The sequence below is a fragment of the Bacillus inaquosorum KCTC 13429 genome, assembly GCF_000332645.1.
GTDB classification, from domain to species: Bacteria; Bacillota; Bacilli; order Bacillales; family Bacillaceae; genus Bacillus; species Bacillus inaquosorum.
On record NZ_AMXN01000002.1, the window covers coordinates 612,218 to 634,914 of the forward strand.

Genomic DNA, 22,697 nt, shown 5'->3' on the forward strand with positions numbered 1-22,697 from the left:
TTGTTTTGGGCTTTTTTTATTTTATTGATTCGTGAACCATCATGCGGTTTTTTCCGTTTCGTTTCGCGCTGTAGAGCGCTTCATCAGCCTCATGCACAAGCTCTTTCAGGGACTTTCTTGTTTCTGCCGTCCAGCAGGAAATCCCGCAGGATATGGTCACCTCGGGTTTCGTGTTTTTTCTGACCGCATATACCAGTCTCTCAGTAATCCGTTTTCCCACCGCAACCGTCACATTCGGCAAATAAATCGCCAGCTCCTCGCCTCCCCAGCGGGCGCCGACATCATGCTTGCGGATGTTGCTTTTAATCACCGAAGCGACTTGAATTAAAATCTCGTCCCCAGTCTGATGTCCGTACGTATCATTTACATTCTTGAAATTATCTATATCAACAAGAATAAAAACACCCTTTTGGTGGATTTTCATGCTGTATTGAATTTTTTCATCTAAATACACCCTTGAATACAGCTCAGTCAGCTGATCTGTTTTCACAAGATGCTCAAGGCGGTCCCGGAGCATTGAGTTGGTTACAGCCAGTGTCGCGTGATGGATCAGCGCCTGAAACAGCTTGTACATTTCAAAAGTAAAAGCGTACATCTCCTGTTTCAATAAAACCGCAAAGCCTAAAAGCCGGTCATTCTCAATCATCGGAACGGCCATCAGCGAGCCGTAGCCGGCCTTCCCGAAAACAGACTGGCCATTTCCGATAAAAACCCCTTTTTCCCCTTCATACAGCTTTTCTTTCAATTCATGATAAAAATCAGATGGCTTCGCTTCTTTGAAAAACGCTGTGCTGCCGGGGAGCAATGTTAGGTTTTCAAAATGGTCTATATGAAAAAAACCGACTTCTTCCGCTTGGAACGATTCTGCCATTCTCACAGCCAGATCATTCATCGTATCGGTCAGCGTCAACCGCTGATTCAGGCGGCGTGACGTTTCATTGATCAATTCCAAATTTGCGATGCTTGCTTTTGATTGTTCATAGAGCTGGGCATTTTCAAACGCTTTTCCTGCCGCGTTTGCTATCAGCGACATTTCGTCAAGATAGGCGTCAGTAATAAAACTGCCTCCCGTTCCTTCAGCCATCAAAACTCCGTACGTTCCCTGCTGTCCTTTTATCGGAATGTAGGCGGCAGATTCATTTTTCCGCAAAATATCTCCGGTCAAATACACTTTGAGCGCGAAGGAATCGGATTTTTCCCCTTCCATATACAGCTCTTTTGCAGGAACGCCTAAACATTGATCTTGGTCGTGCGATATAAATAAAGAGAACTTAAACAGAGAAAACGTGCGGGTTAAGCTTTCTAAAAGCTGCTTCAGCACCTCTGTCTGATCAAGCAGTGAATGGAACAGCTCAGTCATTTTATATATCTTTTTTTGATAGATCGTTTTGATATAGAGTCTTTCCTGTTTCTTTGACTGGTTTAAAAATGAAGCAACCACGTCCGGAAGCCCTTCAGGAATCTCTCCATCCTGCCTGCATGTAAGGTGAAAGCGCCTGCCAGAGACGTCCTCAATCTTATAAAATGAATCGTTTATTTTATAAGCGGAAAAACGCACTTCATCATCTGCCACATTTGCCACAGACTCTGATGGTGACGGTGTAAGCGAAATACAAAGGGATGAAAAATAGGTTTGAATAGCCGAAGTCAGCCATATGAAAGAGTCGGTGAATGTGACTTTTTCAGATTTGGTCAATAAAAAATCGAGCATATGATAATGAAAGGCGGATAATTGATCTTTTGTTTGTTCTACCATGTTTTTATCACCTAAAAGTTTACCACTAATTTTTGTTTATTATATCATAAACGGTGAATCAATAATGGAGGAATGGTTGACTTCAAAACAAATAAATTATATAATGACCTTTGTGTGAAATATTGCAGCCTTTTTGTTCAGCTTCTATGTTTTCATTTTGTTCCTTATCCATAAGGTGTATCGTGTAACTCTCTGCTGCTGGAGCGAGGATACATGAAAACAAAATGTGCATGGTCGAATAGAGCAGACGGTTTTTATTTTCCACAAAAATAAAACCAAAGGAGGAGTCACATTATGGCTCGCTATACAGGTCCATCTTGGAAACTGTCCCGCCGTCTAGGAATCTCTCTTAGCGGTACAGGAAAAGAATTAGAAAAACGCCCTTACGCTCCAGGCCCACACGGTCCAGGACAACGTAAAAAATTATCAGAATACGGTTTGCAATTGCAAGAAAAGCAAAAGCTTCGTCACATGTACGGTGTAAACGAACGCCAATTCCGCACTTTGTTTGACAGAGCTGGCAAACTAGCTGGTAAACATGGTGAAAACTTCATGATTCTTTTAGATTCTCGTCTTGATAACGTTGTGTACAAGCTAGGTTTAGCACGTACTCGCCGTCAAGCTCGCCAATTGGTTAACCACGGTCACATTCTTGTAGACGGAAGCCGCGTTGACATCCCGTCTTACCTAGTGAAACCTGGCCAAACAATCGGTGTTCGCGAAAAATCAAGAAACCTTTCTATCATCAAAGAATCTGTAGAAGTGAACAACTTCGTTCCTGAATACCTTACTTTCGACGCTGAAAAGCTTGAAGGTACTTTCACTCGTCTTCCTGAGCGTTCTGAACTTGCTCCGGAAATTAACGAAGCGCTTATCGTTGAGTTCTACTCTCGTTAATCGTTTAAAAAACCCCTGCCGCTATGCGGTCGGGGTTTTTTTATCGTCTGATTCGTCTTTTGCCTCTTGCCGGCCAACACTTTCCTGCGCCTGCTGCTCCCAATAATCCCGCTGCAGCCTTTCTTTTGCAATCGTGCACATGAGATTCACGGTGAGCGCTCCTTTCTGTTAAAAGGTGGTGATTGGTCGTGTTTGCCCTATCTAATATACTCTTTTCCTGTCATTCCTATGCGATAAACAAAAAAGATCCTTTGCCGTTAGGCAAAGGATCTTTTTTCTTATTTGTACGTCACAAGGAAGTATTTTTTCTTTCCGCGGCGCAGAACAGTAAATTGATCTTCGATGCGGTCTTCAGCCGATAGGATATAATTGATCTCCGTTTGGCGTTCGCCGTTAATGTAAACAGCTCCGTTTTGAATGTCTTCACGCGCTTGGCGTTTTGAAGGAGATAATTTAGATTGCACCAATACATCTACAAGTGAAAGCTCTTGGCTGATGTCAGCTTCCATAGAAGGGACATCTTTAAAGCCCACTTTTACGTCTTGGGCAGAAAGCTCTTTAATATTGCCGCTGAACAATGCTTGGGAAATATTGATGGCTTGCTTCAGCGCCTCGCGTCCATGAACGAGCGCTGTCACTTCTTCTGCCAAGCGTTTTTGCGCTTCACGCTTTTCAGGCGCCGTTTCTGTTTTCTCAGCGTATGCTTCAATTTCCTCTTTTGATAGGAACGTAAAGTATTTTAAGTATTTGACAACGTCACGGTCATCTGTGTTGATCCAGAATTGATAGAACTCATACGGCGATGTTTTTTCTTTATCAAGCCAGATCGCGCCGCCTTCCGTTTTTCCGAACTTCGTGCCGTCTGCTTTTGTGACAAGCGGAATGGTGAGGCCGAACGCTTTTGCTCCTTCTTCTTCTGATTTTCTGATCAGTTCAAGACCCGCTGTGATGTTGCCCCACTGATCACTTCCGCCGATTTGCAGCTTACAGTTTTTCTCTCTGTACAGATTTAAGAAGTCATAAGATTGAAGAATCATGTAGCTGAATTCCGTGTATGAAATGCCGGATTCAATTCTTGAGCTGACCGTGTCTTTTGCCAGCATGTAATTGATGCCGAAGTTTTTACCGACGTCACGAAGGAAGTCGATTACATTCATTTTGCCGATCCAGTCATAGTTGTTCGCGATGACAGCAGGGTTTTCTGCTGCGTCAAAATCAAGAAATCTGGACAGCTGGTTTTTGATTTTTTGGGACCATTCGGATACGATGTCAGCAGTGTTTAATGTACGCTCCGCTTTTTTTCCGCTCGGATCGCCGATGAGACCAGTCGCGCCGCCCACAAGTGCAATCGGATGATGCCCCGCAAGCTGAAAACGGCGGAGTGTTAAAATGGGCAGCAGGTGTCCGATATGCAAGCTGTCTGCTGTCGGATCAAAGCCTGAGTACAGGCGGATTTTTTCTTCATTCAGCTGTTTATTTAATCCTTCTTCATCCGTCATTTGCTGAATCAATCCGCGGAAGGATAAGTCTTCAAGTAAGTTTGTCATGAGATAGAGCTCCTTTTTTGATTAAAATAAAAAACGCCCCTTCGTTTACACGAAGGGACGATTGATTATCGCGGTACCACCCTACTAATAAGAGAACGCAAAACATTCGTCTTATCACTTTGCCTGATAACGGATCAGGTCCGTTCTTTCACTACTGAAAGCCTGGCTGGCTTTGTTTGCAAAAGCGGTTCATGAGTGTATTCGATATATCCGTCTGTGCTGATTTTCACCGGCCATCAGCTCTCTGGAACGTAAGGATATTCTACTTGTCTCAATCTTTACCTTTTCATATGAAGCTATCTCATTTTTAACATAAATAAAATCCCGTGTCAATGTCGCCTTTTAATCCTCCATCGTTGACAGATCTCCGGCCGGCAGATTAAGCTCCCACGCCTTAAGCACGCGTCTCATGATCTTTCCGCTCCGGGTTTTCGGAAGCTTATCTTTAAATTCAATTTCACGCGGAGCCGCATGGGCTGCAAGACCCTGCTTTACAAATAGGCGGATCTCGTCTTTCAGTTTATCGGACGGCTCAAATCCTTCTCTGAGTGCGATAAAGGCTTTAATGATTTCACCCCGCACCGGATCGGGCTTTCCGATCACGCCCGCTTCTGCAATGGCCGGATGTTCGACAAGCTTGCTTTCCACTTCAAATGGGCCGACGCGTTCACCGGAGGTCATAATGACATCATCAACTCTGCCTTGGAACCAGAAATATCCCTCATCATCCATGTAAGCAGAATCGCCAGACACATACCAGCCGCCCGGCATGAAATACGATTCGTACTTTTCAGGGTTATTCCAAATGGTATGCATCATGGAAGGCCAGCCCTTTTTAATGGCGAGATTGCCCATTCGATATGGCGGAAGCTCGTTGCCCTGATTGTCAACGATTGCTGCCTCCACACCGGGAATCGGCTTACCCATTGAACCCGGTTTGATATCCATGCAAGGATAGTTGCAGATGAGCTGGCTGCCCGTTTCTGTCATCCACCACGTATCGTGGATTCGTTTGTTAAAGACTTTATGCCCCCATCTGATGACTTCCGGATTTAACGGCTCTCCGACACTGAGCACATGCCGGAGTGAGGTTAGATCATATTTCGCAGCCATCTCATCTCCCGCACCCATCAGCATCCGAAAAGCGGTCGGCGCGCTGTACCAGACATTGACGCCAAGCTGCTCAATCGTTCCATACCAGCTTTCCGGGCTGAAACGTCCGCCGACGATGACATTTGTCGCTCCGTTCAGCCACGGTGCAAAAATGCCGTATACCGTACCTGTCACCCAGCCCGGATCAGCTGTGCACCAGTAAATGTCTTCTTCCTGTAAATCAAGGACCCATTTTCCTGTCTGATATTGCTGAATCATCGCTTCATGGACATGAAGCACACCCTTTGGCGTTCCGGTTGAACCCGATGTATAGTGAAGCAGATAGCCGTCTTTTTTGTCCATCCATTCGATATCCAACCTTGTGCTCTCCTGCTTTGCTGCTTCATCATAATTGATGATGTTTGTGCCGCTCTCAGCCTCTCCGCCGACTACGAATATATGCTGTAAGTGAGGCAGTTTGTCAGCAGGTATTCTCTCCAGCAGCTCAGGCGTCGTGACAACAACCTTCGCCTCGCTGTTTTCAAGCCGGTCCTTCACCGCTCCCTCCATAAATGCTTCGAACAGCGGCCCGGCGATGGCGCCAATTTTGATAGCGCCCAGCATAATAAAATAAAGCTCGGGTGATCTCGGCATAAAAATAAAAACGCGGTCCCCTTTTTCCACATTTCCATACCGTTTCAGCACATTCCCGGCTCTGTTTGATTCTTCCTTCATTTCTTTAAATGTGTATTTTTCATCCCGGTTTGCGTCTTTATAATAAAGCGCTACTTTGTTTTTTCGAAACGATTCGGCATGGCGGTCAATCGCTTCATATGCCGCATTCAGTTTCCCTGTCTCATGCCAGGAGAAATGTTTCTCTGCCTCGGCCCAATCAAAATGCCGGTACGTTTCTTCATAGTTTTTTAAATGATAATCCCCTTCCACTGCTGGTAACGCTTTCAAATTCATGCCCAAACATCCCCCTTTGCTGAAGTTGTCACATTTATTATAGTATATATTCATATTCTTCTCAATTTTTAAAATATAAACCATATTGAAAACGCTTTATAATTTGTTATTCTTAAAGAAGGCATGTATTTTTATAAGAATTGATGGGACGGTGGATCAGTGGAACATCATAAAACATACCATTCAGCAAACATCAAAACAGCAACCGGCTCCTTACTGATAGAAGGGCCTGTCTCTCCAGAGGATTTGGCAGGTTATGAGTTTCATAAGGATTTAACCGCATTTCGCCCGCCCCGCGAGCAGCATGAAGCGCTAGTCGACATTGCCGGCCTTCCCGAGGGGCGCATTATCATCGCCAGAGACGGCCGAACCATTGTCGGCTATGTGACGTATTTATATCCTGACCCGCTCGAAAGATGGTCTGAAGGAAACATGGAGGATTTGCTTGAGCTCGGGGCCATCGAGGTGGCGCCAGCCTATCGTGGATGTTCTGTCGGTAAGACGCTTCTGACCGTCAGCATGATGGATGAGCAAATGGAAAACTACATTGTGATGACGACGGAATATTACTGGCATTGGGATTTAAAAGGAATGAAAAAAGATGTGTGGGAATACAGAAAGCTCATGGAGAAGATGATGAATGCAGGCGGATTGGTCTGGTTTGCGACGGATGAGCCAGAGATCAGCTCCCACCCTGCAAACTGTCTGATGGCACGCATCGGAAAAAACGTCAGCCAGGAATCAATTGAACAATTTGACAGGCTCCGTTTTTATCATCGTTTTATGTACTAACTGACACTGACAAAGGGGAAAAAATAATGATTGTTGAGCAAATCATGAAAAGGGATGTCATTACATTAACGAAGACGGATACGCTTGAAACAGCAATATGCAAACTGAAGGAATTCCATATCAGGCATCTGCCTGTTGTAGATAAAGACCGCCATGTGATCGGCATGATTACAGACAGAGACATGAAACAGGCCAGCCCGAGTATTTTTGAAGAAAGCAAACGAAGCCGATTTCTCACACGAAGCGTGGATTCAATTATGAAAAAAGATGTCGTCTGCGCCCACCCGCTTGATTTTGTCGAAGAAATATCTGCCGTGTTCTACGAGCATGGCATCGGCTGTCTTCCAGTGGTACAGCATCAAAAATTAATAGGCATTTTGACAAAAACGGATTTGCTGCGGACATTTGTCAAATTGACAGGCGCTGACCAGCCGGGGTCGCAAATTGAAATTAAAGTAAACGACATCACCAAAAGCCTTGCGCAAATCAGCAGCCTTTGCCAAGACCTTCAAGTGAAAATATTGAGTGTGCTTGTCTATCCGCATGATGATCCCGGTGTGAAAGTGCTTGTCTTCCGTGTAAAAACGATGAATCCGCTGCCGTTTTTGCAGGCATTACAAAGAAATGGTCACCACGTCGTCTGGCCGTCAGAGCAAAGGGATCTGCTATGAGAGACAGCGTATTTATCTATTCTCCATCCTATCAAACCTATATGTTTCATCAGGAACATCCATTTAATCAGCAGCGGGTTCTGTTAACATACGATTTGCTTAAGACGATCAATGCCTTTGATGATGGAGACATTGTCAGTCCAAGACTCGCGGCTGAAGAGGAGCTTGCCCTTGTCCACACAGACGATTACATTCAGGCGGTAAAGCTTGCAGGTGGAGGAAAACTTCCCGCTGAAGAAGGAGAAAGCTACGGGCTCGGCACAGAAGATACACCTGTCTTTGCAGGCATGCATGAAGCTGCATCACTCTTAGTCGGCGGCACCTTAACGGCCGCAGACTGGGTAATGTCGGGACAAGCCCTGCATGCGGCCAACCTTGGAGGAGGCCTTCATCACGGCTTTCGGGGGAGAGCTTCAGGGTTTTGCATATATAATGACAGCGCTGTGGCGATTCAATATATCCAGAAAAAATACAGCGCCAGGGTACTTTATATTGATACCGACGCCCATCACGGGGACGGTGTGCAATTTACGTTTTACGATAACCCTGACGTATGCACGCTGTCTATTCATGAAACAGGAAGGTATTTATTCCCCGGAACCGGCCAAGTCCAGGAAAAAGGCAGTGGAAAAGGATATGGCTATTCTTTTAATATCCCGCTTGACGCTTTTACAGAGGATGACTCTTTTCTTGAGGCTTACCAGACAGCAGCTTCAGAAGTTGCGGCTTATTTTCAGCCGGATGTCATTATCAGCCAAAACGGCGCCGATGCCCATTACTATGACCCGCTGACGCATTTATCTGCGACTATCAACATATACGAAGAAATTCCCCGGCTTGCACACACTTTAGCGCATCAATATTGCGGAGGGAAATGGATTGCAGTCGGGGGCGGCGGATATGATATTTGGCGTGTTGTGCCCCGCGCCTGGGCCAGAATCTGGCTTGAAATGAAGGGAATTGATCCCGGACGCGATATCCCGCCCGAATGGATCGCTAAGTGGCAAAAACAATGCCCTGTTACCCTTCCGTCCAGCTGGAGCGATCCGGACGATTTATATCCTCCAATTCCCCGCAAGCCCGAAATTACAGAAAAAAATGCTCAAACTGTCAGCAAAGCATTATATGCAATACGATCTGAGCAGCAGCAAAGAACAAAGTAAAAAAACGACCTTCACGAAGAGGTCGTTTTTGATTTTTTGATCACAATTTCCACACGCCGGTTTTCCTTCATGTGTTCGTTTGTCTTGTTATCCTTTACAGGCTTTGTATCCGCATAACCGACAGCGATAAAGCGCTTCGATGGAAGATTCTCTTTTGATGTGAAATATTGAATGACTCCGCTCGCCCGTGCTGCTGACAGCTCCCAGTTAGACGGGTATCGGTATGTCGAAATATTTCGGCTGTCTGTATGGCCCTCCACCTGAATGTCATTTGGAATGGTTTGAAGAAGAACGGCAATTTGGTGGAGAAGTGTTTCGGCATTTTTCAGCACCTTTGCCTCACCTGTATCAAACAGCACAGCCTCCTGCAGAACGAGCACGACACCGCGTTCATCCCGTTTGGCTGTGGCCTTCAAATGATTGTCTTTTATATATGTATTTACTTTCTTGAGAAGCTGATCCTGCTGATCCTCTTGCTTCTCCGCATAGGCTGGCGATGTATCCTTTTTTTCTATGGACGTTTGGTCCGGCTGGAGCCCGCCGCCTTCCTTTTGGATCGAATCGACTGCGGCTTTAAATTTTTGCAGATCGATTTGGGACATCGAAAAAAGTAAAATAAAGAACACAAGGATCAAGGTAATCAGATCTGTAAAGGTGACCATCCAGCTGGATGAAGATTGACTGTTTTTCCCGCTTCCATTCCTTCTTTCAAAACGTTCTCTTCTAAGCTTCATGTACAGATCCCTTTTTTGTTTTTACTTGATTCGGCTGCTTCTGCCATTCTTCCCGGGAGCTGAAAACGACAAGCTGGCTTTCGAGATTGCGAGGGTTTTTACCGGATTGGATTCCGATAATGCCCTCAACCATTACCTGCTTGATGAAGATTTCACTTTCTGTTTTTTCTTCGAGCTTAGCCGCAATCGGGTTGAACACCATGTTTGCCAGCAATGACCCATATAAGGTCGTCAGAAGCGCAACGGCCATATTCGGTCCAAGCATTTGTGGATCATTTAAGTTATTGAGCATCAGCACGAGCCCGACGAGCGTTCCGATCATGCCCCATGCCGGAGCGAATTCACCCGCTTTTTCAAAAACACGCCGTCCTTTGCGGTGCCGTTCCTCCATTGCTGCGATTTCTGAGTCCATGACGAGCCGAATCGTTTCTTCATCCCAGCCGTCAATTGCTAAAAGCAGCCCTTTTTTCAAAAATGGATCTTTGATCTCCCGAGCCTGATCATCCAATGATAAAAGCCCGTGTTTTCGCGCATGATCAGAAAGAGAGACAAAGGTTTTCACAAGGTCTTTCACATTGTCTTCCTGGCGGATAAATGCCTGCTTTAACACTGACGGCGCTTTTTTCAGCTCTTTCGGCGGAAAACTGATAAAAACAGCGGCGCAAAGCCCCCCTGTTACGATGAAGAAAGAGGTCAGATCAAGAAAAGAGCGGAAACCGCTTACTCCCGATCCCGAAATAATTCCGATAACAATAATAATCGTTCCTAACACAAAACCAACAGGTGTAAGATAATCAAAACGTTTCATCATTTCTCCCCATGAAAAAAGCAAGAATTCACCTTAGAGGTGAAGCTTGCTCTCTTGTTTTTCTTATGACTTGGTTGACTGTCTTAACTCTATACGGTGCGGCAGTTCGACGATATGCTCTTCAACCGGCTCTTTATTCATGAGCTTTGTCAGCAGTCTCATCGCAACGGCACCAATATCATATGTCGGCTGAACAACTGTTGAAAGCTGCGGACGAACCATGAGGCTTAATCTTGTATTATCAAAGCCGATAATGTCGAGATCCTCAGGAATTGATAAGCCTTGATCCTGAGCGGCATGGATAATGCCGAGTGCCATTTCATCCGTTGCAGAAAGAATGGCTGTCGGTTTTTTGTCCAGGCTCATCAAATGCTGCAGCGCTTCAAGTCCGGAATCATATGTGTAATCCCCTTCAGCGACAAATTGTTCATTAAACGGAAGGTTCGCTTCTTCAAGCGCACGTTTGTAGCCTTGCAGTTTTTTCGAGCGGTTGATCGGTTCTGTCATTGGTCCGGATACGAATGCAATTTCTGTATGTCCTTTATCAACCAAAAGCTTCACTGCATCATAAATCGCCTGTTCGTAATCGATAGCGACTGACGGTGTTTCCCCCTGCTCTTCTACAGAAGCGGCAAGTACAATCGGCACTGGGGAGCGTTTAAATTCCGCAACATGCTCATCCGTAATGTTACCGCCCATAAACACGATGCCGTCCACTTGTTTGCCGAGCATTGTGTTTAACAGGTGCAGCTCTTTCTCCAGGTTTTGGTCAGAGTTGCTCAAAATGATGTTGTATTTATACATTGTCGCGATATCTTCAATTCCGCGTGCAAGCTCTGAATAGAAAATGCTTGAGATATCTGGAATGATGACACCTACAGTTGTTGTTTTTTTGCTTGCCAGCCCTCTTGCCACCGCGTTTGGACGGTAGCCGAGACGGTCAATGGCTTCCAAGACTTTTTTCCGTGTTGTCGGTTTTACATTCGGGTTGCCGTTCACGACACGGGAAACGGTTGCCATGCTTACATTAGCTTCTCTCGCTACGTCGTAGATCGTAATATTGCTCATCCTAAAACCACTCCTTTTACTGGATACACTTATCCTTATCTATAGCATAAACACTTTATGTAGAGAAATGTCATAATGTCCGAATTTATGTCGTTTATGATTTGTAAGCGTAAGTCAGTAGTGTACATTATTTTTCATTATTCATCAAATTTAAATACTTCTCATGAAATTATACACGTTTTTATAGATGATGAAAACGTATACTTGGGTTTTATAACTAAATAAACAAGAAAGCATAAAAAAAGGCCGCAGACGCGGCCTTGTGTATTGTTCAATTAAGCGTTGACTTTCACCATTGGTTTCAATTCATTCAGCCATTTTTCGAATTCAGGAATCGCCATTTGCTGAGCAGAGTCAGAAAGTGCAACTGACGGATCAGGGTGAACCTCAGCCATTACGCCGTCTGCGCCGATCGCTAAAGCAGCTTTAGCTGTCGGAAGCAAGAGGTCGCGGCGGCCAGTTGAATGCGTTACATCAACAAAGACAGGCAAATGCGTTTCTTGTTTCAAAATCGGCACAGCAGAAATATCCAGCGTATTTCTCGTTGCTGTTTCGTATGTTCTGATACCGCGCTCACAAAGGATGATTTGGTCGTTTCCTTGTGACATGATGTATTCAGCGGCATTGATGAATTCAGAGATCGTTGCAGCAAGTCCGCGCTTCAGAAGCACTGGCTTTTTCACTGCGCCGGCCGCTTTCAGCAATTCGAAGTTTTGCATGTTGCGTGCTCCGATTTGAATGACATCAATGTAGTCCAGCGCTTCTTCGATATGAGCCGGTGTTACAATTTCACTGATAACTGCCAGATCAAATTCGTCCGCTACACGTTTTAAAATTTGAAGACCTTCAACTCCAAGCCCTTGGAAATCGTATGGGCTCGTACGAGGCTTAAAGGCTCCCCCACGCAAAATTTTAATTCCTTGTTTTTTCGCAGCTGCAGCCACTTCAGCCACCTGCTCGTAGCTCTCTACTGCACATGGACCGACGATGAATCTTTGCTGGCCGTCTCCGATTTTTTCACCTTTGATATCAACAATTGTATCTTCAGGTTTTTTCTTGCGGGAGACAAGCAGCGCTTTGCTGTGATCTTCTTCCTGAAGCTCTAAACCGGCTTTGAATATCTCTTTAAAAATGTGCTGGATGGTAGAATTTTCGAACGGCCCGTCATTGTTTTCAATGATGTTGTTTAACATTGTACGTTCTCTGACAGGGTCAAATCGATTGACACCCTGTGCTTCCTTCGCTTTACCGATCTCTTTTACAACATTTCCGCGTTCGTTGATTAATTTTAGAATTTGTAGATTTAATTCGTCTGCTTTCTGCCTTAAAAGCTCTAATTCTGTGTTGCTCATTTTTTTCATCCTTTCCCTGCACATTCATTTTTTATTTTGTAGTTATCATGCATCTTACTATAAGTAATTCCAAATGGAAATACTGAAATACAAAAATTTTATAAAAACTCTACTTTACTACCCAAACGCTTTTAAGTGATAAAGTAATCTATGAAGTTATCCTACATGATGTGAGGGCAATGTTCAAGGGTTTTTTCAAAAAAAAAGCGCCAGATCATATCTGGACGCTTTTTTCTATGACAAATGCTGCTCAATGGCCGCTTCTGTAATTTGTGAATGTGAGGTATGCCATTTCACTTCACCGTTTTGGATGACGAAAACCTGAGGGCTTTCGTGCTTTACACCGTATGTTTCTGCGATGAAATTTGACAGCGGACGGGCATCTTGTACTTGCAGATAGTAAGCCCGCACATCCTCATGCTGATTTGCAAAGGCATCAAACTCATGAAATGCTGCCTGGCTGATCGGGCATGTGATGCTGTGTTTAAAGAAGACGAAAGTGCCTTCCTGTTCTGCAATCCGTTTAAATTCTTCCTCAGATTGAATAAGCTGTTTTGCCATTACTCAAGAACTTCCTTCCCAGCTCAGCGATTGATATGCTCGGCCTGTTTTTGTGCATCTTTCAGTTCGTCTTTTACATCTTCTTTCGTTTGGAGGACTTGATCTTTTGTTTCGTCGGCCGCCTGCATCGCTTCTTCTCTCATATCTTGCATTGCGGTTGATGAATCCGTTTTTGCAGATTTGGAACGGTCTCTTAAATCCTTCACCTTGTTCATGATCTGCCCTGACTGATCCGCTACAAGCTGTGTGATGTTCGATGTTTTGTCTTTAGCGATGCTGACATATTGCGTGCCTTTTTCCTTCGCATCAGCCGTCATTTTGTCAGTTTTGTCCCGCAAAGCAACAGCTTGGCTGCCAAGATCATCACGAAGTTCTTTGCCTGATTTAGGCGCTAGAAAAAGAGCGGTAGTGGCACCGATGATTCCCCCGATTAAAGTTCCGATTAAAAAATCTTTACTATTAATTCCATCTTTGCTCATCATTATTCCTCCTCATAGTGTTTTTTTCTCTTACAGAGCTGATTTTTTCTTTTGCTTCCATTTCGCCCAAATTTCCATCGCTGCTTGGCTCCATGTGACAACTTGATTGATCTTGTCTTGATTTTCTCTTACTGATGCCGATACAGACCCTGCCGCCTGTTTCATGGATGTATTGAACTGCTGTACAGAAGTTCCCACCCCTTGAACAGCATGAACGACCGTGTTCAGCTTTTCGGATTTTTCCTGAATATCTTCAGCCAGGCGGTTGGTCTTATGTAAAAGCTCGGCTGTTTCAGTTGTGATGCCTTTCATTTGTCCCTCCAGCCCTTCGAGAGTGGATGCAACATGCTTTAGTGTCAGCTGCAGTGACTTCAATGTTTTAGACAAGTAGATCACTAATACGAGAAATGCGACTGCGATGAGTGCAACGCTTAAATAAAGAATAATAATCATCTCAAACCTCCTTGCTGCAGGATATACTGCTGTTTACCCGTTTTCTTAAATCATAAACATGTGTACTGGGCTATATACATATTATTTCTCCATTATGTAAAAAAATCCTTTAACAAGCTTTTCCATCAGATAAATAAAAAGCAGTGAGATCACTGCTTTTTATTATGCCATGACGTTTTCGTAGGCTCTCATATATTTTTGAATATCTCCTGCTCCCATAAAGATGAGAACGGCTTTATCATGAGCTTTTAAAACAGATGTGTCATCTTCTTCAATCAGCTTGGCATTATGAATTTTTCCCTGCAGGTCGCCGATCGTCAGCTTTCCTGCATTCTCCCGGGCTGAACCGAAAATATCGCATAAGTACACACAGTCAGCCCCGCTCAGGCTTTCTGCGAATTCGTCAAGGAATTGCTGCGTCCGCGTAAATGTATGAGGCTGGAATACCGCGACGATTTCACGATCAGGGTATTTCTGTCTTGCCGCCTCAATCGTTACCTTTATTTCTGTCGGGTGATGAGCGTAGTCATCAATTAACACTTGGTTTCCGAGCTGTTTCTCATTGAATCTGCGTTTGACGCCGCCGAATGATTTGAGGCCGTGCTTAATAACGCTGGCATCGATTTCTTCATAATGGCATAACGCAATGACCGCCAATGAGTTTAAGACATTGTGGTGGCCATACGCAGGAATATAAAACGTATCATAGAATGTATTGCGGACAAATACATCGAAAGTTGTCCCTTCCGTGCTTTTTACGATGTTTCTGGCTTGAAAATCATTCTCTTCCCCCGTGCCGTAATACACAACTGGGACGTTCGCATGGATTTTCGGCAGATGCTCATCGTCGCCGCAGGCAATAATGCCTTTGTTGACTTGAAGAGCCATCTCTTGGAAAGCGTCAAACACATCGTCAATGCTCGAGAAGTAATCAGGGTGATCAAAATCAATATTCGTCATGATCGCGTAGTCAGGCTGATAGCTTAAGAAATGGCGGCGGTATTCGCACGCTTCAAACACAAAGTATTCGCTGTTTTCATTTCCCTGGCCTGTTCCGTCCCCGATTAAGAAAGACGTCGGTTTTGCGTTTTGGATCACGTGAGCCAGCAGACCCGTAGTTGACGTTTTGCCGTGTGCGCCTGTAACAGCAACACTGGTGAATTTTTTCATATAGTCGCCTAAAAACTTATGATAACGTATCACCGGAATTCCATCAGACATGGCTTTTTCAATCTCTGGATGCGTGTCTGGGAATGCGTTTCCGGCGATGACTGTCATGCCGGGTTTGATATTGTCCGCGCTAAAAGGAAGAATTGTAATGTTTCTTTTTTCAAGCGCAGTTTGCGTAAAAATAAATTTTTCGATATCCGATCCTTGGACAGTATATCCATTATCATGAAGTATTTGGGCAAGCGGACTCATACCGGTCCCTTTTATTCCAACAAAATGATAAACAGTCATAATTGTACCTCCAACAAACGTCTATCTGTTCCCCAGTATATGACGCTCATTTCAATTTGCGACCGCGGCGGCTGAAAAGCCGCCCTTAGCGGCGTATTTTTATATGTTTTGTTATGTTCAGTATCCGGTTATTTCTTTCCGATTAAACCTGAATATCAAGATTTGTCTATGCGCATCTGCTGTAAAGCGGCATAGCTGTTAAATGCTCTAAACACTATCATACCATGTTTAGTGTGAAAATGAACCCATATTATTCGTTTATTAAATCACTTGCTGTGATCAGCACCTCACGAGGCTTGCTTCCTTTTGCCTCAGAGATCATGCCTTCCGCTTCCATCATATCGATCAGCCTTGCCGCGCGATTGTATCCGATTCTGAATCTTCTTTGCAGGCTTGAAGTGCTCGCGCTGTTTTGTTCAACAACAAACTCACATGCTTCGTAAAACAGTTCATCCTCTTCTTTCAAGGCTGATCCTTGTCTTACCAGCTCTTCTTGTTCAAATAAATAGGTTGGCGGCATTTGGTTTCTGACGTGGGAAACGACGCGGTCGATTTCGCGGTCCGACACAAAGTTTCCCTGCAGGCGGACAGGTTTTCCTGAACCGTTTTCCAAAAAGAGCATATCCCCTTTTCCGAGAAGCTTTTCCGCACCGGCTATGTCAATGATCGTTCGTGAATCAACCTGGCTTGAGACAGAAAATGCGATTCTCGTCGGGATATTTGCCTTAATCAGACCTGTAATGACATCGACTGACGGCCGCTGAGTCGCGACGAGCAGATGGATTCCACATGCTCTGGCTTTTTGGGCGATTCGCGCAATGCTCTCTTCGACATCATTTGGAGCCACCATCATCAAATCAGCAAGCTCATCAATAACCACCACTAAATACGGCAGCTTTTCGCCCATTTGGTGATCAGCGGTTAATTGATTAAAGCGGTCAATGTCGCGTACACCGGAATGGGCAAACAGCTCATAACGCCGCTCCATTTCCTCAACGACCCATTTTAAAGCAGCGGTAGCCGCTTTGGCGTCAGTAATGACCGGGCTGACGAGATGAGGAATTTTATTGTAAGGGGCCAGCTCTACCATTTTCGGATCAATCAGCAGCACCTTTACTTCACTCGGATCAGCTTTATAAAGCAGGCTGACTAATATTGTGTTAATGCATACACTTTTTCCCGAGCCCGTAGCGCCGGCAATCAAGCCATGCGGCATTTTCTTTAAGTCGATAACGACGGGATTTCCTGAGATATCCAATCCCAGCGCAGCCGTGAGCGGTGACTTGCTTGTCCTAAAAGCGGAGCTGCGAATCATCTGGCGCAAATCAACCATCTTGCTCGTGCGGTTCGGCACTTCTATTCCGATCGTGTTTTTCCCCGGAATCGGCGCTTCAATCCGAATATCTCTTGCAGACAGGCTGAGTTTAATATCATCAGACAAGTTGGTGATTTTATTCACCTTTACGCCTGGTTCAGGATGCACTTCAAACCTCGTGACAGACGGCCCCTGGGTCACATGGACCACATTGGCGCGGACATTGAAATTTTTCAGGGTCAAATCAAGAAGCTGGCGCTGTTCTTCGATCCACGCAGTATCGTCCTGAACTTGCGCTGGCGGGACATCAAGCAGTGCGACATTCGGAAACACATAGCTGCCGCGGCGCTCCTCTGCTTTTTGCTGTTTATGCGTATCTCTTTTCAGCATCATGACATTAAAAGGAACGGACGGCCCTTTTTGAAGAGATGCGCTTCGTTCAGCACGTTTCTCCTGCATGACAGGCTTTTTTTGCGGTTCCGCTATAGATGCATGTGTTTCTCCCGCATGGATTTCCTGGTGATTTTCATGGGCTGCAGAAAACGGTTCGGAACCCTGCTCCGATTCTGTAAGGCTTTCTGCCTGAATGTCTATCTTTGTGTCCTCAGCTTCTGCTGGGATTTCGTACTGATTGTTTATTATGCTATCTGATGGCTCTTCTGATTCTTTGGCCTCAGTTTCCGTTTGAGTCAGAGACTCATATGCTTGGTCAGCAAATAAGGAAGGCTCTTCCTGTTGAATTTCCGTTTGTTCTTCTTGAACAGATGGGGCCTCAGCAGCTGCCGCGATTTCGTCATGAGCATTTACTGTGCTGTGTGACGGCTCTTCTGATTCTTCGCACTCAGATACTGCCTCTGTCAGAGACTCAGGTTCTGGTTGCTCTTCATCATGTTCAGCGCGGAAGACAGGCTCTTCTACTTTCTCTGGCTGTTGTTCCCTTTGTTCTTCTTGAATCTCAGCCGTTACAGGCATGATGTCTTCACGGCCTGAAAGGTCTTCTTGTGCCTCAGCCACCGTATCTGCCAGTGTCGCAGGTTCTGGTTGCTCTTCATTATGTTCAGCAGGGAAGATAGACTCCTCTTTTTCCGGCTGCTGGATACCGGATGCAGATGGCATTCTGTTGTCTGACGGCTCTTCGGCTGGGCGCTGCGCCAGCGCTTCGTCACGCTCTGCAGCCGTTCCGTTTAAGGCGTCAGAAGGCTGTTCTTCGAATTGACTATCTGGAAAGAAAGGTCGTTCTTTCACGTGCTGTACCGGTCTGTCTGGAGCAGGATAGCCGCGTTCACGTTCGATCTCTTCTGACAGCAGTGTTACTTTCTCTTTTACAGATTTGTCCGGTGCCTTCAATGTTTCAGAAGGCTGTTTTGGCACATCCTTTTTGACGGATGGTTTTTGATTGAATCCATATATAGGCGAAGGGATATTTGTCGGTTTAAACGGTTTCTTCGCCGGCTCTGATGTTTGGTATGTATGCTGCTCTTTTTCATCTTTGGAACGTTCTCTGTATGGTGCGGCGCTTGGACGAGGCGCGGATTTCGGTTCGTCCGATGGTGCGCGGCGCCTTCTCAGGTCTTGATTTTTGTATCCGTCAGGCACGATTGGAAAACGGAACTTGCCTTTTGGATATTCATAATATATTTTAGGATCTTCCAACCTTTTTAGTTGTCCTTCAGGGTGATGTTGATGTACTTCTTGTTGCTGCGGAATTTGAGCGGGTTTTGTCCCCCGTTCAGCATCCTCTTCGCTCTCGCCTAAAAACAAATCAAAAAATTTATGAAGCCAACTCATAATTTATCTCTAACTCCCTTATAGTTTTCTGGGACGGTTTTTAGTATACCACTGCTGGTCGGCCCAGAAAAGATTAAGCTTTCAGCAAAAACAAAGCCGCTAAACAAGGGCTTAGCGGCTTTTCACATGATTCGTTTTTTTGGGCGGATTTATGGGAGTCTAAAACTGAAATGCGTCTCCCGCCTCATGGTCTCCTTCTAACACGAGGATTCCTTTTTCAGCAGGGGCATCCGGCAAAGCGAGTTCTTTCGCTGAGCAGATCATTCCGCTTGACGGAACGCCGCGAAGCTCTGCATCCTTAATGACAAGTCCGCTCGGCATCACGGCGCCGACTTTGGCAACGACAACTTTTTGGCCTTGATCAACGTTAGGCGCGCCGCAGACGATCTGAAGCGTTTCTTCTCCTACATTGACTTTACATACGCTTAATTTATCCGCATTCGGATGTTTTTCTTTTGATTCCACATATCCGACAACAAACTTCGGAGATAAATCAACGACTAATGTTTCTTCAACGCCGTTTCTGTTTAGAATCTCATTCACATCTTGCACGAATGTTTCTGAGAGCGCAACAGGGCCGTTTGCATCAATGGTCAAGTAAGAAGACGCATTGAAAATGTTGAAGCCCGTTGTTTCCTTTGTTTCGTTATTGAAGATTTTGACGACGTCGCCGTGCTTTTCATAGCCTATTTGTTCACGTGTCACATCTTGAAGAGAGATTAGGAGCGTATCTCCCACACCTTCTTTATTATAAAAAGCGTTCATAAGTAAAAATCCTTTCTAATCCTTTTTCGGACGGCTTTTCGCCAGGATAAACACCGGTTCCAGCTTTCCTTCATTGTACAAAAATGAAAGGGCGGTAATCGGAACGGTGCCGCCTGCAAAGAAGCTCATCGACATTTGTCCTAGAATATCATACCCCGATTCATTCCGGATGTCAGCAAGAATCAGAACGTCCTGATGCGGTACAGAGATCGCCAGTTCACCTTCTGCACGTTGCTTGTACTCATTTAAAACCGCTTCGTTCAGAATCCGGCTGGCGTCGTAACCGTCGTTTGCTCTGAAGAAATAAAAGAAATTGCCGGCAACCGTATCCTCTTTGACAACCGTCGGCAGGGAACGGAGGTTAAATGCAGCCGTCTCTCTGATCCGCTCTTTTGTCCAGTTTTCTTTCTCAAGCATGCGCTGATCAATTAAACGGTAGGTTTTCCCGAGATCGAGCGCGTAATAAATTCTTGTCTCTGCGGTATGATCGTCATAAATGAGCGGAATATCTTCGCTGGACTTGTCCGGGAAAGAAGTCGAGCGGATAACCGGGTAAATGCGGCTTTCCTTGCCGGTCATTTCCTGAGCCTTCCCTTCCATTGCCGTCATCGCTTCGGAGACATAGTACACAATCTCATCAATGGCTTCGTCTTTTTTCAGCTCCCATTTTGCAATAATCGGCGGCAGGTCGAGCGTAATTCCTTTTTTGGTCGTTTGATCCTCAACACGGAGGGTGTCTTTTTCTCTGTCAAACAGAAAGGTTCGATTCTCGTGCTGAAGGCGCTGCTTCAGTATATCTGACAGCTTCCTTGAGGTCATTTTCAAACCAGATGTCCTCCTTTACGCTTTAGCGAGAGAGTCAGTTAAAAACTGTTCAATTTCTTCTTTCGTTTTGCGGTCTTTGCTCACAAAACGATTCACTTCTTTTCCTTCATTAAACACGACAAAGCTTGGGATCCCGTAAATTTCCCACTCTGCACACGTATCAATGAATTTGTCGCGGTCTACGTAGTAGTAAGTGAATTCAGGGAAGTTCGCTTCCAGTTCAGGCAGAAAAGGCTCTACAAAACGGCAATCAGGGCACCAGTCGGCTGAAAACATAAATACCGCCCAATCATCCTTAACCGCTTTTTCCAGCTCTTGAGTTGATTCAATTTTTTTCATTTCATATCCCTCCAGTTGTTTTATGTTCTTACATGTTGTTTTATCGATACTCGTCCATTTGGATCATACCAAACTGCTTGCGGCAAAACCACTTATTTGCAACGAATGAATATGTAAGATTGGCTTTCCCATTATCATTATCATATTTTATTTGCATTATCAAGCTCGTTTCGTTTAACATCTTGTACATGAGGGTAAAATTTACAGATGGACATACATAAGGAGGGATTCAGTATGGAGTTTATCGTCTATTTAGCAGGAGAAATCCACAGCAATTGGCGCGAGGAAATCAAAGAGAAAACAAAATCACTGAAGCTGCCGATTACGTTTGTCGGCCCGATGGAGAATCATGACCGCTCAGACAATATCGGAGAAGAAATTATGGGCGTTCAGCCAAATGCCGTTTTGAAGGACGACAAAGCCTCTGACATGAACAACTTCAGAACCGCCGTCCTGATGAATAAAGCAGACTTTGTGATTGCCCTGTTTGGCGAAAAATACAAACAGTGGAACACGGCAATGGATGCATCATATGCGATCGCAAAAGGAAAACCCCTGATTATCATCCGGCCGGAATCGCTCCACCATCCTTTAAAAGAGCTTTCCAACAAAGCAAATATAACGGTTGAAACCGTGAACCAAGCCATTAAGGCCCTTTCCTATGTCTTTGAAACAGAATAAGAAAAAAGCTTGTCGATCCGAGGTAACTGCCTCGTTCAACAAGCTTTTGTGTAATCCTACATATTTTCTTTAATCGCATCAACCGTCTGTTTATCGCAGGCTGTCACAAGTTTAATAAGCATTTCTTTAGCAGCAGCATAATCATCAATATGAATGATAGAAGCGTTCGTATGAATGTAGCGGGAACAAATTCCGATAACCGCTGACGGAACGCCGCTGTTCGAAATATGAACTCTGCCTGCATCTGTTCCCCCGCCGGATACAAAATATTGATATGGAATATCATGCGTTTCCGCCATATCAAGAACAAATTCTCTCATTCCGCGGTGCATGACTGTCGTTCTGTCAAGGATGCGGAGCAAAAAGCCTTTACCAAGCTGGCCAAATTCGTTTTTGTCACCGCTCATATCGTTTGCCGGGCTTGCGTCAAGGGCGAAAAACAAGTCTGGTTTAATCATATGAGAAGCCGTCTGTGCGCCCCTCAGCCCTACTTCTTCCTGAACGGTTGCACCCGCATAGAGCGTGTTCGGAAGTTCTTTTCCGTGCAATTCCTTTAGCAGTTCAATGCTCAAGCCGCATCCGTACCGGTTATCCCACGCTTTTGATAAAATTTTCTTTTCATTCGCCATCGTCGTAAACGGACAGACAGGCACGATCTGCTGTCCCGGTTTTATGCCAATTTTGATGGCGTCTTCCCTATCATCCGCTCCAATATCGATCATCATGTTTTTGATATCCATCGGGCGGTTTCGCTGAGCATCTGTCAGCAGATGCGGCGGTATGCTTGAAATCACACCCGGAACCGGCCCGTTATCTGTTTGAATTTCAACTCGCTGTGCAAGCAGCACCTGGCTCCACCAGCCCCCGAGCGTCTGGAATCTGAGCAGCCCGTTATCTGTAATAGAAGTAACCATGAAGCCGACTTCATCCATATGTCCGGCTACCATGATTCTCGGTGCGCCCGCTTCGCCTTTTCTGACTCCGAAAACACTTCCCAGTCTGTCCTGAACGATGTCATCGGCATATTTGGCAAGCTCCTGCTTCATAAAAGCACGAACCTGATGCTCATTGCCCGGCGCGCCGGGAAGCTGCGTCAGTGTTTGGAAAAGCGCTTTCGTTTCTTGATTCATGTTTTCCCCTCATTTCTATGTAGTCCTTTTATTTTATTAGAAAAAATCAAG

Annotated in this window: 23 protein-coding genes and 1 other annotated feature; of the genes, 5 read left to right on the forward strand and 18 right to left on the reverse strand. The window is 45.0% G+C overall.

Annotated elements, in window-relative coordinates; all coding sequences use genetic code 11:
* Positions 1-16 precede the first annotated feature (16 nt).
* Entirely contained in the window at positions 17-1,756 is a 1,740-nt protein-coding gene (locus tag BSI_RS13460) for a diguanylate cyclase domain-containing protein (protein WP_003237881.1), read from the reverse strand.
* Between the two features lie 294 nt (positions 1,757-2,050).
* On the opposite strand from BSI_RS13460, the gene rpsD reads away from it, so the two are divergent.
* Positions 2,051-2,653: a 30S ribosomal protein S4 gene (gene rpsD / locus BSI_RS13455; RefSeq protein WP_003237886.1), complete on the forward strand. Its 603-nt coding sequence runs from the start codon at positions 2,051-2,053 to the stop codon at positions 2,651-2,653.
* 21 nt (positions 2,654-2,674) lie between these two features.
* Here rpsD and sr7p read toward each other — a convergent pair whose 3' ends face one another.
* The 3 genes from sr7p to acsA form a co-directional block, all read right to left on the reverse strand.
* Positions 2,675-2,803: a small protein SR7P gene (gene sr7p, locus BSI_RS23025; RefSeq protein WP_003237888.1), complete on the reverse strand. Its 129-nt coding sequence runs from the start codon at positions 2,801-2,803 to the stop codon at positions 2,675-2,677.
* Between the two features lie 128 nt (positions 2,804-2,931).
* Entirely contained in the window at positions 2,932-4,200 is a 1,269-nt protein-coding gene (gene tyrS, locus BSI_RS13445; protein ID WP_003237890.1) for a tyrosine--tRNA ligase, read from the reverse strand.
* A gap of 50 nt (positions 4,201-4,250) precedes the next feature.
* Positions 4,251-4,488, reverse strand: a binding site (T-box leader).
* A 54-nt stretch (positions 4,489-4,542) separates the two neighbouring features.
* Positions 4,543-6,261: an acetate--CoA ligase gene (gene acsA, locus BSI_RS13440; protein ID WP_003237893.1), complete on the reverse strand. Its 1,719-nt coding sequence runs from the start codon at positions 6,259-6,261 to the stop codon at positions 4,543-4,545.
* 159 nt (positions 6,262-6,420) lie between these two features.
* Between acsA and acuA the strand changes: the two genes are divergently transcribed.
* Genes acuA through BSI_RS13425 form a run of 3 tightly spaced genes read left to right on the forward strand, consistent with a single transcriptional unit; the run spans position 6,421 to position 8,887 of the window.
* On the forward strand, positions 6,421-7,053 hold the full coding sequence (acuA, locus tag BSI_RS13435; protein ID WP_003237895.1) for an acetoin utilization protein acetyltransferase AcuA: 633 nt from the start codon (positions 6,421-6,423) through the stop codon (positions 7,051-7,053).
* 26 nt (positions 7,054-7,079) lie between these two features.
* Positions 7,080-7,724: an acetoin utilization AcuB family protein gene (locus tag BSI_RS13430; RefSeq protein WP_003237898.1), complete on the forward strand. Its 645-nt coding sequence runs from the start codon at positions 7,080-7,082 to the stop codon at positions 7,722-7,724.
* On the forward strand, positions 7,721-8,887 hold the full coding sequence (locus BSI_RS13425) for an acetoin utilization protein AcuC (RefSeq protein ID WP_003237901.1): 1,167 nt from the start codon (positions 7,721-7,723) through the stop codon (positions 8,885-8,887). Before BSI_RS13430 ends, BSI_RS13425 begins: the two co-directional genes overlap by 4 nt.
* A gap of 11 nt (positions 8,888-8,898) precedes the next feature.
* Here the strand turns inward: BSI_RS13425 and motS are convergent, their stop codons facing one another.
* The 13 genes from motS to BSI_RS22740 form a co-directional block, all read right to left on the reverse strand.
* Positions 8,899-9,621 carry a flagellar motor protein MotS gene (motS, locus tag BSI_RS13420; RefSeq protein WP_003237903.1) on the reverse strand — a complete coding sequence of 241 codons (723 nt, stop codon included), beginning with the start codon at positions 9,619-9,621 and terminating at the stop codon, positions 8,899-8,901.
* Positions 9,611-10,429, reverse strand: a complete 819-nt coding sequence (gene motP / locus BSI_RS13415) for a flagellar motor protein MotP (RefSeq protein ID WP_032731977.1) — start codon at positions 10,427-10,429, stop codon at positions 9,611-9,613. The genes motS and motP overlap by 11 nt, the downstream gene beginning before the upstream one ends.
* Before the next feature lie 63 nt (positions 10,430-10,492).
* Positions 10,493-11,497 carry a catabolite control protein A gene (ccpA, locus tag BSI_RS13410; protein WP_003237907.1) on the reverse strand — a complete coding sequence of 335 codons (1,005 nt, stop codon included), beginning with the start codon at positions 11,495-11,497 and terminating at the stop codon, positions 10,493-10,495.
* 275 nt (positions 11,498-11,772) lie between these two features.
* Positions 11,773-12,849: a bifunctional 3-deoxy-7-phosphoheptulonate synthase/chorismate mutase gene (locus BSI_RS13405; protein WP_003223454.1), complete on the reverse strand. Its 1,077-nt coding sequence runs from the start codon at positions 12,847-12,849 to the stop codon at positions 11,773-11,775.
* A 234-nt stretch (positions 12,850-13,083) separates the two neighbouring features.
* Complete coding sequence (gene ytxJ / locus BSI_RS13400; protein WP_003237908.1) at positions 13,084-13,410, reverse strand: bacillithiol system redox-active protein YtxJ; 327 nt, start codon at positions 13,408-13,410, stop codon at positions 13,084-13,086.
* A gap of 23 nt (positions 13,411-13,433) precedes the next feature.
* Positions 13,434-13,889 (reverse strand): YtxH domain-containing protein, encoded by a 456-nt coding sequence (locus BSI_RS13395; protein WP_019259197.1) that lies wholly within the window; start codon positions 13,887-13,889, stop codon positions 13,434-13,436.
* A gap of 30 nt (positions 13,890-13,919) precedes the next feature.
* Positions 13,920-14,342: a DUF948 domain-containing protein gene (locus tag BSI_RS13390; protein ID WP_003237910.1), complete on the reverse strand. Its 423-nt coding sequence runs from the start codon at positions 14,340-14,342 to the stop codon at positions 13,920-13,922.
* Positions 14,343-14,504: 162 nt separating this feature from the next.
* The gene (murC, locus tag BSI_RS13385; RefSeq protein ID WP_003237911.1) at positions 14,505-15,803 is read right to left on the reverse strand and encodes a UDP-N-acetylmuramate--L-alanine ligase; all 1,299 of its coding nucleotides are present in this window, start codon (positions 15,801-15,803) and stop codon (positions 14,505-14,507) included.
* A 250-nt stretch (positions 15,804-16,053) separates the two neighbouring features.
* A complete protein-coding gene (locus tag BSI_RS13380) occupies positions 16,054-18,906 on the reverse strand; it encodes a DNA translocase FtsK (RefSeq protein WP_003237912.1) in 2,853 nt (950 codons plus the stop codon).
* 159 nt (positions 18,907-19,065) lie between these two features.
* The gene (ytpR, locus tag BSI_RS13375; protein ID WP_003237913.1) at positions 19,066-19,671 is read right to left on the reverse strand and encodes a YtpR family tRNA-binding protein; all 606 of its coding nucleotides are present in this window, start codon (positions 19,669-19,671) and stop codon (positions 19,066-19,068) included.
* Positions 19,672-19,686: 15 nt separating this feature from the next.
* Complete coding sequence (locus BSI_RS13370) at positions 19,687-20,496, reverse strand: DUF1444 domain-containing protein (RefSeq protein WP_003237914.1); 810 nt, start codon at positions 20,494-20,496, stop codon at positions 19,687-19,689.
* A 15-nt stretch (positions 20,497-20,511) separates the two neighbouring features.
* Positions 20,512-20,835, reverse strand: a complete 324-nt coding sequence (locus BSI_RS13365; RefSeq protein ID WP_003237915.1) for a thioredoxin family protein — start codon at positions 20,833-20,835, stop codon at positions 20,512-20,514.
* 40 nt (positions 20,836-20,875) lie between these two features.
* Complete coding sequence (locus BSI_RS22740; protein ID WP_003237916.1) at positions 20,876-20,992, reverse strand: hypothetical protein; 117 nt, start codon at positions 20,990-20,992, stop codon at positions 20,876-20,878.
* Between the two features lie 77 nt (positions 20,993-21,069).
* Here BSI_RS22740 and BSI_RS13360 point away from each other — a divergent pair, with 77 nt between their 5' ends.
* Positions 21,070-21,516 carry a YtoQ family protein gene (locus tag BSI_RS13360; protein WP_003237917.1) on the forward strand — a complete coding sequence of 149 codons (447 nt, stop codon included), beginning with the start codon at positions 21,070-21,072 and terminating at the stop codon, positions 21,514-21,516.
* A gap of 56 nt (positions 21,517-21,572) precedes the next feature.
* Here the strand turns inward: BSI_RS13360 and BSI_RS13355 are convergent, their stop codons facing one another.
* Positions 21,573-22,646 (reverse strand): M42 family metallopeptidase, encoded by a 1,074-nt coding sequence (locus BSI_RS13355; protein WP_003237919.1) that lies wholly within the window; start codon positions 22,644-22,646, stop codon positions 21,573-21,575.
* Between the last annotated feature and the right edge of the window lie 51 nt (positions 22,647-22,697).

Bases quoted from the DNA above. Each gene is read 5' to 3' on its own strand.
- rpsD (WP_003237886.1), top strand. From the start codon at position 2,051: ATGGCTCGCTATACAGGTCCATCTTGGAAACTGTCCCGCCGTCTAGGA.
- murC (WP_003237911.1), bottom strand. From the start codon at position 15,803: ATGACTGTTTATCATTTTGTTGGAATAAAAGGGACCGGTATGAGTCCG.
- BSI_RS13380 (WP_003237912.1), bottom strand. From the start codon at position 18,906: ATGAGTTGGCTTCATAAATTTTTTGATTTGTTTTTAGGCGAGAGCGAA.
- BSI_RS13405 (WP_003223454.1), bottom strand. From the start codon at position 12,849: ATGAGCAACACAGAATTAGAGCTTTTAAGGCAGAAAGCAGACGAATTA.
- ytpR (WP_003237913.1), bottom strand. From the start codon at position 19,671: ATGAACGCTTTTTATAATAAAGAAGGTGTGGGAGATACGCTCCTAATC.
- acsA (WP_003237893.1), bottom strand. From the start codon at position 6,261: ATGAATTTGAAAGCGTTACCAGCAGTGGAAGGGGATTATCATTTAAAA.
- tyrS (WP_003237890.1), bottom strand. From the start codon at position 4,200: ATGACAAACTTACTTGAAGACTTATCCTTCCGCGGATTGATTCAGCAA.
- ytxJ (WP_003237908.1), bottom strand. From the start codon at position 13,410: ATGGCAAAACAGCTTATTCAATCTGAGGAAGAATTTAAACGGATTGCA.
- BSI_RS13395 (WP_019259197.1), bottom strand. From the start codon at position 13,889: ATGAGCAAAGATGGAATTAATAGTAAAGATTTTTTAATCGGAACTTTA.
- motP (WP_032731977.1), bottom strand. From the start codon at position 10,429: ATGAAACGTTTTGATTATCTTACACCTGTTGGTTTTGTGTTAGGAACG.
- ccpA (WP_003237907.1), bottom strand. From the start codon at position 11,497: ATGAGCAATATTACGATCTACGACGTAGCGAGAGAAGCTAATGTAAGC.
- BSI_RS13460 (WP_003237881.1), bottom strand. From the start codon at position 1,756: ATGGTAGAACAAACAAAAGATCAATTATCCGCCTTTCATTATCATATG.
- BSI_RS13360 (WP_003237917.1), top strand. From the start codon at position 21,070: ATGGAGTTTATCGTCTATTTAGCAGGAGAAATCCACAGCAATTGGCGC.
- BSI_RS13390 (WP_003237910.1), bottom strand. From the start codon at position 14,342: ATGATTATTATTCTTTATTTAAGCGTTGCACTCATCGCAGTCGCATTT.
- BSI_RS13355 (WP_003237919.1), bottom strand. From the start codon at position 22,646: ATGAATCAAGAAACGAAAGCGCTTTTCCAAACACTGACGCAGCTTCCC.
- BSI_RS22740 (WP_003237916.1), bottom strand. From the start codon at position 20,992: ATGCAAATAAAATATGATAATGATAATGGGAAAGCCAATCTTACATAT.
- BSI_RS13365 (WP_003237915.1), bottom strand. From the start codon at position 20,835: ATGAAAAAAATTGAATCAACTCAAGAGCTGGAAAAAGCGGTTAAGGAT.
- BSI_RS13425 (WP_003237901.1), top strand. From the start codon at position 7,721: ATGAGAGACAGCGTATTTATCTATTCTCCATCCTATCAAACCTATATG.
- motS (WP_003237903.1), bottom strand. From the start codon at position 9,621: ATGAAGCTTAGAAGAGAACGTTTTGAAAGAAGGAATGGAAGCGGGAAA.
- BSI_RS13430 (WP_003237898.1), top strand. From the start codon at position 7,080: ATGATTGTTGAGCAAATCATGAAAAGGGATGTCATTACATTAACGAAG.